Annotated in this window: 18 protein-coding genes; 8 read left to right on the plus strand and 10 right to left on the minus strand. The window is 61.2% G+C overall.

Annotation, left to right across the window (positions count from 1 at the left end; translation table 11 throughout):
* Positions 1-11: 11 nt before the first annotated feature.
* Positions 12-272: an accessory factor UbiK family protein gene (locus KHP07_RS10665; protein ID WP_078050693.1), complete on the minus strand. Its 261-nt coding sequence runs from the start codon at positions 270-272 to the stop codon at positions 12-14.
* A 421-nt stretch (positions 273-693) separates the two neighbouring features.
* Here KHP07_RS10665 and glnK point away from each other — a divergent pair, with 421 nt between their 5' ends.
* From glnK to sutA, 4 genes are all read left to right on the plus strand, one after another.
* Positions 694-1,032 carry a P-II family nitrogen regulator gene (gene glnK / locus KHP07_RS10670; protein ID WP_002555808.1) on the plus strand — a complete coding sequence of 113 codons (339 nt, stop codon included), beginning with the start codon at positions 694-696 and terminating at the stop codon, positions 1,030-1,032.
* Between the two features lie 34 nt (positions 1,033-1,066).
* Positions 1,067-2,404, plus strand: a complete 1,338-nt coding sequence (locus tag KHP07_RS10675) for an ammonium transporter (RefSeq protein WP_078050692.1) — start codon at positions 1,067-1,069, stop codon at positions 2,402-2,404.
* Positions 2,405-2,615: 211 nt separating this feature from the next.
* Positions 2,616-3,041 (plus strand): secondary thiamine-phosphate synthase enzyme YjbQ, encoded by a 426-nt coding sequence (locus KHP07_RS10680; RefSeq protein WP_010567185.1) that lies wholly within the window; start codon positions 2,616-2,618, stop codon positions 3,039-3,041.
* 103 nt (positions 3,042-3,144) lie between these two features.
* Positions 3,145-3,471, plus strand: coding sequence for a dormancy-specific transcriptional regulator SutA (gene sutA, locus KHP07_RS10685; protein WP_015886504.1), 327 nt, complete (start codon positions 3,145-3,147; stop codon positions 3,469-3,471).
* Positions 3,472-3,640: 169 nt separating this feature from the next.
* Here the strand turns inward: sutA and KHP07_RS10690 are convergent, their stop codons facing one another.
* The 6 genes from KHP07_RS10690 to lptM are packed head-to-tail and all read right to left on the minus strand — an operon-like array spanning position 3,641 to position 8,226.
* The gene (locus KHP07_RS10690; RefSeq protein WP_099493203.1) at positions 3,641-4,336 is read right to left on the minus strand and encodes an HAD family hydrolase; all 696 of its coding nucleotides are present in this window, start codon (positions 4,334-4,336) and stop codon (positions 3,641-3,643) included.
* Positions 4,333-5,232, minus strand: a complete 900-nt coding sequence (xerC, locus tag KHP07_RS10695) for a tyrosine recombinase XerC (protein WP_214497172.1) — start codon at positions 5,230-5,232, stop codon at positions 4,333-4,335. The genes KHP07_RS10690 and xerC overlap by 4 nt, the downstream gene beginning before the upstream one ends.
* Positions 5,233-5,234: 2 nt before the next feature.
* Entirely contained in the window at positions 5,235-5,951 is a 717-nt protein-coding gene (locus tag KHP07_RS10700; protein WP_099493202.1) for a DUF484 family protein, read from the minus strand.
* Positions 5,952-5,964: 13 nt separating this feature from the next.
* Entirely contained in the window at positions 5,965-6,795 is an 831-nt protein-coding gene (gene dapF, locus KHP07_RS10705; protein ID WP_099493201.1) for a diaminopimelate epimerase, read from the minus strand.
* Between the two features lie 3 nt (positions 6,796-6,798).
* Positions 6,799-8,046, minus strand: a complete 1,248-nt coding sequence (gene lysA, locus KHP07_RS10710) for a diaminopimelate decarboxylase (protein ID WP_099493200.1) — start codon at positions 8,044-8,046, stop codon at positions 6,799-6,801.
* Positions 8,047-8,055: 9 nt separating this feature from the next.
* Complete coding sequence (gene lptM, locus KHP07_RS10715; protein WP_010207449.1) at positions 8,056-8,226, minus strand: LPS translocon maturation chaperone LptM; 171 nt, start codon at positions 8,224-8,226, stop codon at positions 8,056-8,058.
* A gap of 238 nt (positions 8,227-8,464) precedes the next feature.
* Here lptM and cyaY point away from each other — a divergent pair, with 238 nt between their 5' ends.
* From cyaY to rnk, 3 genes are all read left to right on the plus strand, one after another.
* The gene (gene cyaY, locus KHP07_RS10720) at positions 8,465-8,797 is read left to right on the plus strand and encodes an iron donor protein CyaY (protein WP_033897501.1); all 333 of its coding nucleotides are present in this window, start codon (positions 8,465-8,467) and stop codon (positions 8,795-8,797) included.
* 2 nt (positions 8,798-8,799) lie between these two features.
* Entirely contained in the window at positions 8,800-9,018 is a 219-nt protein-coding gene (locus KHP07_RS10725) for a DUF1289 domain-containing protein (protein ID WP_015886498.1), read from the plus strand.
* 131 nt (positions 9,019-9,149) lie between these two features.
* Positions 9,150-9,563, plus strand: coding sequence for a nucleoside diphosphate kinase regulator (gene rnk / locus KHP07_RS10730; RefSeq protein WP_010207444.1), 414 nt, complete (start codon positions 9,150-9,152; stop codon positions 9,561-9,563).
* On the opposite strand, the gene KHP07_RS10735 is transcribed toward rnk, so the two are convergent.
* The 3 genes from KHP07_RS10735 to KHP07_RS10745 all read right to left on the minus strand — a co-directional run bounded on the left by KHP07_RS10735 (position 9,560) and on the right by KHP07_RS10745 (position 13,203).
* Positions 9,560-12,400: a class I adenylate cyclase gene (locus KHP07_RS10735; RefSeq protein WP_214497173.1), complete on the minus strand. Its 2,841-nt coding sequence runs from the start codon at positions 12,398-12,400 to the stop codon at positions 9,560-9,562. The genes rnk and KHP07_RS10735 overlap by 4 nt on opposite strands.
* Positions 12,401-12,567: 167 nt before the next feature.
* The gene (locus tag KHP07_RS10740) at positions 12,568-12,822 is read right to left on the minus strand and encodes a TIGR02647 family protein (RefSeq protein WP_010207442.1); all 255 of its coding nucleotides are present in this window, start codon (positions 12,820-12,822) and stop codon (positions 12,568-12,570) included.
* Between the two features lie 96 nt (positions 12,823-12,918).
* Positions 12,919-13,203 (minus strand): hypothetical protein, encoded by a 285-nt coding sequence (locus KHP07_RS10745; RefSeq protein ID WP_010207441.1) that lies wholly within the window; start codon positions 13,201-13,203, stop codon positions 12,919-12,921.
* A 125-nt stretch (positions 13,204-13,328) separates the two neighbouring features.
* Between KHP07_RS10745 and KHP07_RS10750 the strand changes: the two genes are divergently transcribed.
* Positions 13,329-13,988: a glutathione S-transferase family protein gene (locus tag KHP07_RS10750; RefSeq protein WP_078050684.1), complete on the plus strand. Its 660-nt coding sequence runs from the start codon at positions 13,329-13,331 to the stop codon at positions 13,986-13,988.
* Positions 13,989-14,078 lie beyond the last annotated feature (90 nt).

Genomic DNA, 14,078 nt, shown 5'->3' on the forward strand with positions numbered 1-14,078 from the left:
CTTGATATCGGTTATTCGCTCGGTGGATTCAACCGCGCTTCGAGCTCAGCGACTTTTGCTTCCAGGCTTTCCAGGCGTGCACGTGTGCGGGCCAGCACGACCATCTGGCTGTCGAATTCTTCCCGGCTCACCAGGTCGAGTTTGCTGAAACCGCTTTGCAGCAATGCCTTGAATTGGCTTTCGATTTCATTGCGGGGCAGGGGGGTGTCGCCGCTGAACAGGCGAGAGGCGTGGCCGCTCAGGGCGTCGAGGAGGTCTTTGGGCGCGAGCATGGGAAATATTCCGGAAAACTGTTGGCCGGCAGTGTATCACGCAGCGTCTATAGTCTTTTTGACGTCCTTGGCGCACGGTTTTCGCGCAGGGGGTCGGGCGGCGGCGCACTGTTTTTGTGCGCATTGGCACCGCCGAAAAGCCCAGTAGGTGGGCATAAGTGGGCAAAGGACTGATTTCAGTGATTTTTACGGAGCTGGCAAGGTTTCTGCTTAGACGATCATGACCCATGCACTGATGCAGTCGCTGTGACGAATGCAGTGCGCCGACGGATCAGGGGTACAGGTTTCGTCACCAGTGGTTCGCTGGCGTCGCAACGGCATCTGCTCTTGCGACGACGCGTTACAAAGCCAGGCACTGCGCTTAGACTTGAGACGGGTTTGTTTTCCTGGGGCAAGTCCACCAATTCGGGAGAGAGTTTTCATGAAGCTAGTCACTGCCATCATCAAGCCGTTCAAGTTGGACGATGTACGCGAGTCGTTGTCCGAGATCGGCGTGCAGGGCATTACCGTTACTGAGGTCAAAGGCTTCGGTCGGCAGAAGGGTCACACCGAGCTGTATCGCGGCGCGGAATACGTGGTCGATTTCCTGCCAAAGGTGAAGATTGATGTCGCCATTGACGACAAGGATCTTGACCGGGTTATCGAGGCGATAACCAAGGCAGCCAACACCGGCAAGATCGGTGACGGCAAGATCTTCGTGGTCAATCTGGAACAGGCTATTCGCATCCGTACCGGCGAAACCGATACCGACGCTATCTAAGCCGCCAAACCCCAACGCCCCAGGAGAAAACAATATGACTCTGCGTAAATTCGCAGGGCTCGGAGCCCTGTTGTCCATCGTAATGCCAAGCCTGGCCATGGCGGCAGACGAAGTGGCTGCTCCAGTCCTCAATTCCGGCGACACCGCGTGGATGCTCACATCCACCGCGCTGGTGCTGTTCATGACCATCCCAGGCCTGGCGCTGTTCTACGGCGGCATGGTGCGCTCCAAAAACATTCTTTCGGTGATGATGCAGTGCTTCGCCATCACTGGCCTGATCAGCGTGTTGTGGGTCATCTACGGCTACAGCATCGCGTTCGATACCACCGGTATGGAACAGGGCGTCGTCAACTTCAACTCCTTCTTCGGCGGCATGGGCAAGGCGTTCCTGGCGGGCGTTACCCCGGCCAGCATCACCGGGCCTGCAGCGTTGTTCCCGGAAGCGGTGTTCATCACCTTCCAGATGACCTTCGCCATCATCACCCCGGCGCTGATCGTCGGTGCGTTCGCTGAGCGTATGAAGTTCTCCGCGATGCTGATCTTCATGGCTATCTGGTTCACCCTCGTCTATGCGCCAATCGCGCACATGGTCTGGAGTGGTAACGGTGGCCTGCTGTGGGACTGGGGCGTGCTGGACTTCGCGGGCGGCACCGTGGTGCACATCAACGCCGGTGTGGCTGGCCTGGTGGCGTGCATCGTGCTCGGCAAGCGCAAAGGCTTCCCGACCACGCCGATGGCACCGCATAACCTGGGTTACACCCTGATCGGCGCGGCCATGCTGTGGGTGGGCTGGTTCGGTTTCAACGCCGGTTCCGCTGCTGCGGCCAATGGCACTGCCGGCATGGCGATGCTGGTCACCCAGATCGCTACCGCTGCTGCGGCGCTGGGCTGGATGTTCGCCGAGTGGATCACCCACGGTAAGCCAAGCGCACTGGGCATTGCCTCGGGTGTGGTGGCGGGCCTGGTTGCCATCACCCCAGCCGCTGGCACCGTGGGCCCGATGGGCGCCCTGGTGATCGGCCTGGTGGCCGGTGTGATCTGCTTCTTCTGCGCCACCAGCCTCAAGCGCAAGCTGGGCTATGACGACTCCCTGGACGCATTCGGCGTGCACGGTATCGGCGGTATCGTCGGTGCGATCCTCACCGGTGTGTTCGCAGCCCCTGCACTGGGCGGTTTCGGCACCGTGACTGATGTGGCGGCACAGGTCTGGATCCAGGCCAAAGGTGTTGGCTTCACAGTGATCTATACCGCAATCGTGACCTACATCATCCTCAAGGTGCTGGACATGGTCATGGGCCTGCGGGTTACCGAAGAGGAAGAGGCTGTCGGCCTCGACCTGGCGCAACACAACGAACGCGGCTACAACTTGTAATAGTGTGAAAAAAAGATGCCCGGCTTGCCGGGCATTTTTTTGTCTGTTGTTTGTCAGTCATAACGAGCTGTACCGGTTTTTATCCAGTGTTTGTGATGGGATGCACACGGCACTTTTCTGCGTGCCAATGTCTTACAGGCATGTGGGCGTATTCGGCACTTTGTTTTTTCCCAGAGCGCGCTAGAATGCGCGCCGATGGGCGGAGAACTGTATGTGGCAACAGACCCTGATTACCCTGCGGGCCAAGCCCCGGGGCTTTCACCTGGTAACCGATGAGTTGCTGGCCGGCTTGCCTGAATTGAAGGCCTGCCGCGTGGGCTTGTTGCATCTGTGGCTGCAGCACACCTCGGCCTCGTTGACCGTCAACGAGAATGCCGACCCGGCGGTTCGCCGTGACTTCGAGCGTTATTTCAACTCGCTGGTGCCCCAAGGCCTTGCAGGGTTTGAACACAACGACGAAGGTCCGGATGACTTGCCGGCGCACTTCAAGGCCAGTCTCCTGGGCTGCCAGCTGAGTTTGCCGGTGAAGGCCGGCCGCTTGGCGATGGGGACCTGGCAAGGTGTTTATCTGGGCGAGCACCGTGATCATGGCGGTGCTCGTAAAGTCCTCGCCACCTTGCACGGTGATGGGGCATAAGCCACTGGTTATCCAGTGGATGTTGATTTTTTTCCAGCAGCCATCGACAGAGGGTGAAGCTGGGCTATAACTAATCTGCTTTTCGCAAGTCATGAGGTAGAACATGAGCGACGATGATCTGGAAAACGACGAACTCGAAGTAGGTGACGAAGACGACACCGAAGAAGGTCTTGAAGCGGCGGCGGAAGACGTTGCTGACGACGACGGTGGCGATGATGCACCTGTCCCGGCTGCCAAAGGCAAAGCCAAGGCAGCGGTGTCGGTAGACGAATTGCCGAGCGTTGAAGCCAAGAACAAAGAGCGTGATGCCCTGGCCCGTGCGATGGAAGAATTCCTCGCTAAAGGCGGCAAAGTGCAGGAAGTCGAGGCTAACGTGGTGGCAGACCCACCGAAGAAGCCAGACAACAAGTACGGCAGCCGACCTATCTAAGGTCAGTCATCCGCTTGTAGGAAAAGCCCGCCGTCGCTGCGGGCTTTTTCATGCCTGGCGCAATACCCTGCGGGAGCTGGCTTGCCCGCGATGGCGCAGTGTCAGCCAGTAAAAATGTGCCTGATAGACCGCTATCGCAGGCAAGCCAGCTCCCACATTGGGTTCGGTGTCAGTTCCAGCTGCGGAGCAATTCTGGCAGCTCCGCCAGGTTGCGAATCTCGGCATCCGGACGCTTATCCGCATCCCACGCCTTGCCCGTCGGGTTAAACCACACCGCTCGAAGCCCCGCCTGCTGCGCCCCAGCAATGTCATCCCCTGGGTGATCGCCAACATGCACCGCCGCATTGGCATCCACCCCACCACGCTGCAACGCCTCCTGAAACAATCGCGCATCCGGCTTGGCAATGCCGATATCTTCGGCGCGCAAGGCAAAATGAAAGTAATCCGCCAGGCCCACGCGCTGCACGTCGGCATTGCCATTGGTGATCACCCCCAGCAAAAAGTGCTGGCGCAGGGCTTGCAGCATCGGCTCGGCTTCCGGGAACACCGTGAGCTGGTGGCGCGCATGGATGAACGCTTCAAAGCACACATCCGCCATTTCCGTGGCTTCGGGCTGCGGATAACCCGCCTCTTCAAACGCATGCATCAACACCCGGTGGCGCAGGATGCTGATACGGTGTTTGAGCTCGGGATGACGTTGCAGCACCTGCTGGCGCAGGCTGGCGAAGTGCTCGAGGGGCAGGTCGCCGACCTTGGTCGCATGGGTGGCCAGCCATTCGCGCATCGACGCTTCGGCGCTGATGATGACGGGTACGTTGTCCCAGAGTGTGTCGTCCAGGTCGAAGGTGATCAGCTTGATACTCATGAGTCGCCGCCCTTGATGCGTTTGGCCCGTGGATGGGCGCTGTCGTAGACCGTTGCCAGGTGTTGGAAATCCAGGTGGGTGTAGATCTGTGTGGTCTTGATGTCGGAGTGGCCGAGCAGCTCTTGAACCGCGCGCAGGTCCTGCGACGACTCCAGCAGGTGGCTGGCAAAGGAGTGTCGCAGCATGTGTGGGTGCAGGTTCTGCCCCAGCTCGCGCTCGCCGGCGGCCTTGACCCGCAACTGGATCGCGCGCGGCCCCAGGCGCCGGCCTTGCTGGCTGACAAACACGGCATCATCCGCCGGGTTGGTCAGCAGGCGCAGCGGCAGCCACAACTGCAGGGCGTCCCGGGCTTTGCGGCCTACCGGCAGGACGCGGGTCTTGCTGCCCTTGCCGAGCACCTGCACCAAGCCGTCCGCCAGGTCCAGGTGCTCCAGGTTCAGGCCGGTCAGTTCTGACAGGCGCAAACCCGATGAGTAGAACAGCTCCAGGATCGCCTGGTCGCGATGAGCCAGGAAGTCCTCCTCGACGGCGCCATCCAGCAATTGCAAGGCGCGATCGGTGTCCAGGGTCTTGGGCAGGCGCCGCTCACCCTTGGGCGGCGACAGGCCGTTGGCCGGGTCGTGGTCGCACAGGCCTTCGCGGTTCAGGTAGTGATAGAGCCCACGCACCGCCGAGAGCAGGCGCGACAGGCTACGCGAGGATTGGCCGGCCTGGTGCAGGCGCGCGATCAGGCTGCGCAGGCTCTGGATATCCAGGGCCTTCCAGCTGCTGATCTGTTGTTTTTCGCAGTACGCCAGGACCTTTTTCAGGTCCCGTCGATAGGCTTCCAGGGTGTGGGGCGACACCTGGCGCTCGTTGCGCAGGTGAGCGCAGTAAGCGTCCAGTTGCCGTTCCATGGCTAGCGCACCGCGCGCAGGGCGGTGGTAAAGCGCGGCAAGACGCGGCCCAGCACTTCGGCGATGTAGGTCAGGAACAAGGTGCCCACGGAGCTCTTGTAGTGCTGAGGATCGCGGCTGGCGATGGCCAATACGCCGTGCAGGCCTTGATGGCTGAGGGCGACCACGGCGGTGGAGCCGATCTGTTTGCGTTGCTCGGCGCCAAACAGAAAGTCCAACTCATGCTCACGCAAGGTGCCGCTGATGGTCTTGCCTTCGGACAACAGGCCGCCGATGGCGGTTTGTGCGTCGCTGCCGCTGACCCAGCGACCCACCGGCATCGGGTTGTCGCTGAACAGGATCAGGCTCACGAACGGCACCTGGAAGTCCTGGCGCAGGCTGTCTTCGACGGCGATCACCGTTTCTTCCAGGCTGGTGGCGTCCATCAGCGTCAGGATCAGGCGGCGGGTTTTCTCGAACAGGCGGTCGTTGTCGCGGGCGACGTCCATCAGGTGCGAGAGCTTGTGGCGCATTTCGATATTGCGCTCACGCAGGATCTTCATCTGCCGCTCCACCAGCGACACGGTATCCCCGCGTTGATGGGGGATGCGCAGTGCCGGCAGCAACTCTTCGTGTTCGACGAAGAAGTCCGGATTAGCCTCAAGGTACGCCGCGACGGTAGCGGCCTCCAGGCTGTCGCTCGGGGTTGCTTGTGCGGGTACTTGAGGCTTATCGGTCATTGGCTTGACTCACTCATAGACGGACCTGTCCTTCGTATACGCGCGAGGCCGGCCCGGTCATCATCACCGGGTGGCCAGGGCCTGCCCACTCGATGGACAAGCGTCCACCGGGCAGGTCGATCAGCAGCGGCGAATCCATCCACCCCTGGCTGATCGCGGCCACGGCAGCGGCGCATGCACCGGTACCGCAGGCCTGGGTTTCGCCGGCGCCGCGTTCCCACACACGCAATTGCGCGCGGGAACGGTCGATCACCTGCAGGAAGCCCACGTTGACCCGAGCCGGAAAGCGCGGGTGGTGTTCGATCTTCGGCCCCAATTCATGCACGGGCGCGTTGTTGATGTCGTTGACCCGCAGCACCGCGTGGGGGTTGCCCATGGACACGGCAGCAATGTCGACGGTCTTGCCGTCAACGTCCAACGCATAGCTGACGGCCTGCTCGGTGGCCTGGAATGGAATATCCGCCGGCACCAGGCGTGGCGCGCCCATGTTGACGCTGATCTGGCCGTCGCTGCGGATGTCCAGGTCGATCACGCCGCTCTTGGTCTCGACACGGATCTGCCGCTTGGCGGTCAGGCGCTTGTCCAGCACAAAGCGTGCGAAGCAGCGCGCACCGTTGCCGCACTGTTCCACTTCGGAACCGTCGGAGTTGAAGATCCGATAACGGAAATCCACCTCCGGGTTGCTCGGCGCCTCGACGATCAGCAACTGGTCGAAACCAATGCCGGTGTGGCGATCGCCCCACTGTTTGGCGTGTTTGGGCAGGATATGCGCGTGCTGGCTGACCAGGTCGAGGACCATGAAATCATTGCCCAGCCCGTGCATCTTGGTAAAACGCAGCAGCATGGCTTACTCCGGCAGCAGGCTTTCGCCAGCATACAACTCGGCTACCGTCTCGCGGCGACGCACTTCAAACGCTTGATCACCGTCCACCAGCACCTCGGCGGTACGTCCGCGGGTGTTGTAGTTGGAACTCATGACAAACCCGTAGGCACCGGCCGAATGCACGGCCAGCAGATCGCCTTCTTCCAGGGCCAACTGACGATCCTTGGCCAGGAAGTCGCCGGTCTCGCAGATCGGGCCGACGATGTCGTAGGCGCGGGCTTCGCTGTCGCGAGGCGTCACGGCGGTGACATTCATCCAGGCCTGGTACAGCGCCGGGCGGATCAGGTCGTTCATCGCCGCGTCGACGATGGCGAAGTCCTTGTGCTCGGTGTGCTTGAGGTACTCGACCTGGGTCAGCAGCACGCCCGCGTTGGCGACGATATAGCGGCCCGGCTCGAACATCAGCGTCAGGTCACGGCCTTCGATGCGCTCGCGCACGGCTTGGATATAGTCGGCAATCAGCGGCGGCTCTTCGTCGCGATAGCGCACGCCCACGCCACCACCCAGATCGATGTGGTGCAGGTAAATGCCGCATTCGCCGAGACGATCGATCAGTGCCAACAGGCGGTCGAGCGCGTCCAGGAACGGAGGCAGGCTGGTCAGTTGCGAGCCGATGTGGCAGTCGACGCCCAGCACTTCCAGGTTTGGCAGTTGGGCAGCGCGGATGTACACGTCTTCGGCGTCGGCGATGGCGATGCCGAACTTGTTCTCTTTGAGACCGGTGGAAATGTACGGGTGGGTGCCGGCGTCGACGTCCGGGTTGACGCGCAGGGAGATCGGCGCGCGAACGCCCATCTCGGCGGCCACGACTTGCAGGCGCTCGAGTTCGTCGGTGGATTCGATGTTGAAGCAATGCACGCCGACTTCCAGGGCGCGGCGCATGTCTTCGCGGGTCTTGCCGACGCCGGAGAAGACGATCTTTTCAGCCTTGCCGCCGGCAGCCAGTACACGTTCCAGCTCGCCACGGGAAACGATGTCGAAACCAGCGCCGAGGCGTGCCAGGACATTCAGGACACCCAGGTTGGAGTTGGCCTTGACCGCGTAGCACACCAGGTGCGGTACGCCGTCGAGCGCGTCGGTGAACGAGCGGTACTGGGCTTCGATATGCGCACGGGAATACACATAGGTCGGGGTGCCAAAGCGCTCGGCAATCGCGGACAACGCCACGCCTTCCGCGAACAGCTCGCCGTCCCGGTAGTTAAAAGCGTCCATGGAGTACCCTTATTCGTAGGTGTCGTGCTTATGCGCTTTGGATGGTTTTTGCGACGACTGCGCCTGTTCATTCGGGTCTTTGCTGTCATCGGGCAGGTACAGCGGGCCTTTCTGACCACAGGCACTAACGAGGCAAGCGACCGCGACGAGCGCAGCAAGGGAAGAGATCAGGCGCTTCATGGCGAAATCCTTGAATATGCATTAATTGCGCCCGAGTATACCGACCACCCGCCAGCTTGCCTATGCGCTGGAATACCCGTCCGGCGGGGGTTTGCCGAGACGGTTAGGATGCGGACTACGCTGGTTGAGGATATTTCACACCGTCAATCGTATTGAAATCGGTATCCTTTGCAATCGGCGGGGCGCGCCCGTATCGTGCGGCGCTTGAGCAAAACCAGACACTTTTGAGGTTGCCACAATGAGTTTGACCGAAGCCCGTTTTCACGACCTGGTGGATTCGACCCAGCAGGCGCTGGAGGATATTTTCGACGACAGCGGCCTGGACGTGGACCTGGAAAACTCGGCCGGCGTGCTGACCGTCAAGTTCGACAGCGGCCAGCAACTGATCTTCAGTCGCCAGGAACCGCTGCGCCAACTGTGGCTGGCGGCGCGCTCCGGTGGCGTGCACTTCGACTACGACGAAGAAAGCGGCAAATGGCAGTGCGACAAGAGTGAAGAGCTGCTGAGTGAAATGCTCGCGCGCCTGGTCAGCGAGTACACCGGCGCCGACCTGGATTTCGACGAGATCTGACCGTGACCCAGCCTGCACCCGTTCGCCCGCCGAAGCCGCTGTTCAGTAATGTCAGCCCCGCGGTGCCCTCACCTTGTATCAGTTTGTGTCGCCTGGACGAGCAGAAAGTCTGCCTCGGCTGCTTCCGTCACGTGGAAGATATCCGTGAATGGCGCTCTGCCGACGATGCCCGGCGCCGCGTGATCTGCGCCGAGGCCGAGCAGCGCCGGGCCCACGCCTGAGGCCGTCTTGTTTATTTGTGACGCTGTGGTAGTGTCCGGGTACGCCTCAACTCATCGAGGCCCGTGAGAACCCCGCCTTTTCCTGGCGGGGTTTTGCTTTTTTGTGCAGAAAAAAGGAGTCTGCCTGAATCATGACCACCGCACCGTCCATCATCCTCACCCGTCTTGACGTGCAGCGTCTGGAGCAACTGATCGACCGCTTGGGCGACGAATCTCCCGGCGTCGAAGCGTTGCAAGCCGAACTCGACCGCGCCGAAGACGTGGTTGGTCACGATGAAGTGCCTGCGGGTGTCGTGACCATGAACTCCAGCGTGCATTGCCGTGAGCAAGGCAGCGGCAAGGACTACCACCTGACTCTGGTCTACCCGAAAGACGCGAACGCCGACGAAGGCAAGATCTCGATCCTGGCGCCCGTGGGCAGCGCCTTGCTCGGCCTGCAGGTGGGTCAGCACATTGACTGGCCAGCACCGGGCGGCAAGACGCTCAAGCTGGAGCTGCTCAGCGTTGAAGGCCAACCCAAAGACGGTGGAGCCTTTCCCCTTTAAATCTGGCTCAGCGCCTCGTTGAGCGACAGCTCAAGTTCGGCCTTGTAACGCAAGTACAGGTTGCTTGGGCTTTGCACATCGCCGAGCAGGCCGGACAGGTCCAGGTCCGTGATGTAGCAGCGGTAACGTTCGGCTTCCCGGCGTTGCCCGACGATCTCCAGGGCGACCACTGCAAACAGCTGGTCGCCAAATTCCAGTTCGGAAAACTCCCGCTGATTGCAATACAGGGTAATTCCCACTTGGCCTGGCGCTGCCTTGCCGATAATCGCCTGCACATCGTAAAACGGCTTGTTCGCCGGGTTCGTTGGCGCTGGCCGAGGTTCGATGCCGCGTGCGCGTCCACTGCCCGACGGCAATAGCTGGTAATACAAGACGTGCACTGCACCCAGCGGCTGTTGCGGGTCCAGCGGGGACAACGCGTCCCGGCGGTAAATGATCGACTGCAAGAAGCGCTGCAAGGGCGCCAACAGGCTCTGTTCATCATGAAACGGCAGGCGCTGTTGCCAGAGCGCATTGAATTCATCCAGCACATACAGCTCGGCGAAACCTTCGTTGACCCGGTAGAACACCTGTACGCAATCGGCCATGCCCATGGGCAGCAGCAGGGCCAGGTCGTGGTCTTCCAGGGCCATGGCGTCCAGGTGCAGTGGGCTGTAGCTGGCCAGCTCCTCGCTGAGGTAGGCGATCAGCGCATCCTGGGTCGGCAGGGATACATGGGTAGCCTGGCCTGGCATCAGTTCCATCACGTGATAATGCTGCTGCACCTGGAGCAGATAGCGGTGATTGCCTTGGCCCAACAGCAGGTTCTGAGCGGTGTCGAAGATTTCTTCCACACGCTGGGCAATGAACTGCGCACGGTTGTGACAGAAGCAGCGCACTCGCAGGCGGGGCAGATGGTCGGGTGGTAACTGGTTGAGGTAGTCGCGCAGGCAGTCGAGCAACGCGTGGGGGCCGTCAAAGCGGCTGACCATCACCTCGTTCCAGCTATTGAGCGTGACCTGGTCCAGGGTCAGCACCAGGTTGTCGCGCACCCCGGCGTAACTCAGGGAGTCGGTGCGCTCGGTGGTCATCAGGATATTCAGGTCGCGGTGATGCTTGAGCGGGTCGACGCCGACGTTGATCAGCAACAACACTTCCTCCGGCACGGCCGAGCGCAGCAGGCGGTCTTCATCCACGCTGGCCAGGGGCAGGGCGATGGTCTGTTGCAGGCTGCCCAGCAGGTTGAACAGCTCGAATTCGGTCATGTCGCTGGTGCCGGGGTGCAAGGCCAGGCGCGTGCTGCTGTCGATCACGCCGTTGCGGTGGCACCAGGTGAGCATCTCGAGCAGGTCGCGGCTGCGCTTGATCGGCGCGAAGTGCTCCCATTCCAGAGCCGTAAGGTTGCCGTTGTACAGGCCCCAGTGGTGCTGGCCGGGCTCCTTGCGGTTGGGCGATTGCACCAATGTCAGGGTGTCTTCGGCCAGGTCCGGGGCGATGCCGGGGTTGATGAACTCGACTTTGCCGGCCTTGCGCTCGAACGCGGCGTATAGGCGTCGTCCGAGCACATTGAGGTCGCGCTTGTTGATCAGGCTGACGGTCTGTTCGGTGCGGGCGAACTGGGTCAGGAAGCGATAACTGTAATTGAGCTCGCTGACCAGCGCGCGGCGCTCGGAGGCTACCTGGCGCACCTTCCATTGGCTGCGGCTGTCCAGCAGCGCCAATTGGCGCTGGTCCCAGCCCCATTCATGGGCCAGGCGCTCCAGCAGCAGCCGTTGCCAGCTGGTGGTGCGCTGCCCGGCGCTGAGTTTGCGATTGACCTTCAGGTACAGCGCGCGCCGCACCAACTCCAGGCGCTCGGGCTCGTTGCGGGCCTTGAGGTATTCCTCGATGCGGCGGTACACCACGATGTAGGGGTCGAGTTCGTCCAGGTCCATTTGGTTGGCGAATACCGCACGCTTGAAGCGTAGGCTCAGGCAGTGCACCTTCGGGTGTTCGCTGGCGTAGACCTCGGTCAGCAGCAGCTTGAGCACGGATTTGTAGGGCGACTCGATGCCCTTGAATAGCTGCCACAGCCCGGCGCCGATGAATTCGCCCGGCGGGATGCGCGCCAGGTGGCCGAGGTCCAGGGTTTCATCGGCGCGGATAAAACGCTTGGAAATCAGCGTGTGGGTGAACTCGGCATAGCGCGTCTCTTCATACACCGGCACCAGCCACCAGATCGGCGTGCGCCCGGCCAGCCAGATGGCGGTGCGGTAGAACTCATCGAGCAGCAGGTAATGCTGGGTCGTGCCGCAATCATCGGAACTCAGTTGCGTGTCGCGCTCACCGAGCACAAAGCGTGTCGGTTCGATCAGGAAGAAGTGCGCCTCGGCGCCCATGGTCAGGGCCCAGGCTTCCAGCAACTGGCATTTTTTGCGCAGTTCGGCCAGTTCGCTCTCACTCAGGTCGGCGGCGTGGCAGACCCACACGTCCATATCGCTCTGGTCGGCCTGGGCCAGAGTGCCGAGGCTGCCCATCAGGTACAGGCCGTGGATAGGCCGCGGCGGGTTGCCGTGGCGCGGCTTGTAGGAGAAAGAGCGGGTCAGGCGCTGGGCTTCTGCCAGGGCCTGGGCATCCGGTTCGAAATTCGACAAGCCGGCTGGCGTACTGCCCGACACATAGCCGGGCAGCAGCGGGTGGTTGACGTGGAAGAACAGCGGCAACAGGTTCAGCACGCTTTGCTGGCGCGGCGTCAGCCCCTCGACGGCACGGGCCATGCGGCCGTCATTGAGGGCCATGAAACGCGCGCGCAATTGGGCCAGCACCTTGCGGTCGATGCCTTCGTCCAGGTCGGGGCGGATTTCATGGGTGCGGGTCATGTCGAACTCGGTGGCTCGCAGGGCCCGACGTGGGCGGCCGTGTAGGAGTTTACAGCCAGTAGCGTAGGAGGTTTAGAGGGAAATGGATTTTGACGTCAGAATTTTCGCACTTCCACAGCAACGCCCTCGGAATCCGCAAGAGGCGGACTCCATGGGCGTATCCGATATCAGGCGGCTTCTTTGGTCGTGGCAGTGGTCAAGATAGTCAGCAGGGTCTGGGCCTGCTCTGCGGCGTCCCGGCCAAGGCTGGTCAGGTAGCCCCCGTCCGGTTGGTCGATAAGTCCTTTCGCGTGGAGGCGTTTAGCAGCAGCGATGGCAGTAGGAGCGGCGGTCTGATGGACTTTCAGGCCTTCTTTAGTGCTGTCCAATGGGAAGAGTACAAGGATTTCCAGTTCGGCAACCAACTCAGGGGTATACGACATAAGGACTCCAGACTTTCTAAGAATTTATTAGAGGCTAGCAGGCCATAAGGTGAACGCACTTTGCCGAACTGTCCAGCGTGTTGCTGCACCCTGGGATTATTGCTTTTCCGGAGGCAATTCCGGCAGGGCACGCAGTGCAGTTTCATACCATTCGGTATTGAAGGCGCGGTCTTCTTCCAGCAACGCATCGATCTCGACAGCCAGCACGTGGGCCATCAGTTGGAGGATCTCTTCACGCTCGTAACCGACCAGGGTCAGCTTGTTGAAGGTAGCCTTGGCAGCCGGTGGGTTTTCGCTTTCGATCTGGTTCTCGATCGCCTCGATCAGGGTGGTTTCGGCGAATTCTTCTTCGTCGTTGTCGATATCGGTCGGCTCGCTCATGGCAGGCTCCTCAAGGAAAGGGCGCCAGTCTACCCCCATTCAGGCAGGTGATGCTGCTGGCACGGCCAGGCCGGGGGCGCTATAACGCTTGCAGCCAACCCCGCACACGGCCTGGAGGCTTTGCGATGCTCAAGCTTTACGGATTTTCGGTCAGCAACTACTACAACATGGTCAAGCTGGCGCTGCTGGAGAAAGGGCTGCCATTCGAAGAGGTGCCCTTTTATGCCGGGCAAACCCCGGAGGCCTTGGCCGTCAGTCCGCGCGGCAAGGTGCCGGTGCTGGGCGTGAAGCAGGGGTATATCAACGAGACCAGCGTGATCCTCGAATACATCGAGCACACCCATGAGGGCCCTGCGCTGCTTCCGGCCGAGCCGTTTCAGCGTGCTCAGGTGCTGGCGTTATGTCGCGAGATTGAGCTGTATATCGAACTGCCTGCCCGTGCATGTTTCGCCGAGGCGTTCTTTGGAATGCCGGTGGCGGAGGCGATCAAGGAGAAGTCCAAGGCCGAGTTGCTGTTGGGTTTCGGGTCGTTGGGAAGGCACGGCAAGTTCGCACCCTATGTGGCGGGGGAGAGTTTCACCATTGCCGATCTGTATTTCATGTACAGCGTGAACCTCGCCTGCGCGGTGGGCGAGAAGCTGTTTGGCCTGGATCTGCTGGCTGAAATGCCGGCAGCCAAGGCGTTGCTGGAAAGGTTGCACGCCATGCCCAACGCTCAGAAAGTGGCGGCGGACAGAGAGGCGGCGATGCCGGCGTTTATGGCGATGATCGCGGCCAAGAAATAGATTTTTGGCGTCTGGCAGGACACTGTCGCGGGCAAGCCCGGCTCCCACATTGGAATGCGATTTCCTGTGGGAGCTGGCTTGCCTGCGATG

The organism is Pseudomonas sp. VS40, assembly GCF_018587885.1.
GTDB lineage: Bacteria > Pseudomonadota > Gammaproteobacteria > Pseudomonadales > Pseudomonadaceae > Aquipseudomonas > Aquipseudomonas pergaminensis.